Source organism: Mesoflavibacter sp. CH_XMU1422-2, from assembly GCF_037029245.1.
Lineage (GTDB): Bacteria > Bacteroidota > Bacteroidia > Flavobacteriales > Flavobacteriaceae > Mesoflavibacter > Mesoflavibacter zeaxanthinifaciens.
On record NZ_JAYMEE010000096.1, the window covers coordinates 1 to 761 of the forward strand.

A 761-nucleotide genomic window follows, 5' to 3' on the forward strand; every position below is an offset into this window, starting at 1 on the left:
CCTTACAATGGTGAACATAGAAGTACTCTAGCAATAAATAATTAATATTTTACTTGTTTATTGCCTCAGTTCTTTGTTGTGCAACGTTTTTTATTTCTTTTTTAAGTCAAATCCTAAATTCAATTGTAACATTATTGGCCAAATATTTCCATTTCCATTTGTGTCAAAATAGTATTGAGGTCCAACGTCAAAAAGTAAGTGAAAGTTCTTTCCGTATTTTCTTTGAATTCCCCAAGTTGGTCCAATTGCGAAGTCAAAGTCAGATGTTCGGTTTACATTTTCAGCAATTGAATTCCCACGTGTAATAAATCTCAACGAAACAAAATTTCCAGAATTATTTTCGGTCGTTCTATTTTTTCGATTCCGTTTGTTCAAATTGTAAAACCATTTTTCTTGAACATCTAAAAATGGACTGATTATGTAAATAAATCCACTACCACCAAAAGTCAAGTCAGGATATCCTCCGCCATATCCAATTCCAAGTCCAGCCGAGAATGTTGAGTAAGTTCCAGTTGGCAATTCCAATTCAACTCCTGGATTTAAAAAATTCACTCTCCAGATTTTTTCCGTTGTAATTTGGTCGTTTTCTTGAGCGTAGGTTAATGTTACTAAAAGTCCAAATAGTAGAGTCAGTAAGTTTTTTTTCATTCGTTTTCGTTTTTTTTGGTAAATGTTGCACAACGGTTTGGTATAGATTTAGTTGCGGCTTAAAATCCGAAGGATTTTCAGCATTAAGCAACTAAGATAGTAAATTGGTATGA

General features: G+C 33.0%; 1 protein-coding gene. It reads right to left on the reverse strand.

What is annotated here, in order from left to right; genetic code table 11:
• Positions 1-90 precede the first annotated feature (90 nt).
• Positions 91-648 carry a hypothetical protein gene (locus WA340_RS15235; RefSeq protein WP_336129698.1) on the reverse strand — a complete coding sequence of 186 codons (558 nt, stop codon included), beginning with the start codon at positions 646-648 and terminating at the stop codon, positions 91-93.
• Positions 649-761: the final 113 nt, after the last annotated feature.

Bases quoted from the DNA above. Each gene is read 5' to 3' on its own strand.
- WA340_RS15235 (WP_336129698.1), bottom strand. From the start codon at position 648: ATGAAAAAAAACTTACTGACTCTACTATTTGGACTTTTAGTAACATTA.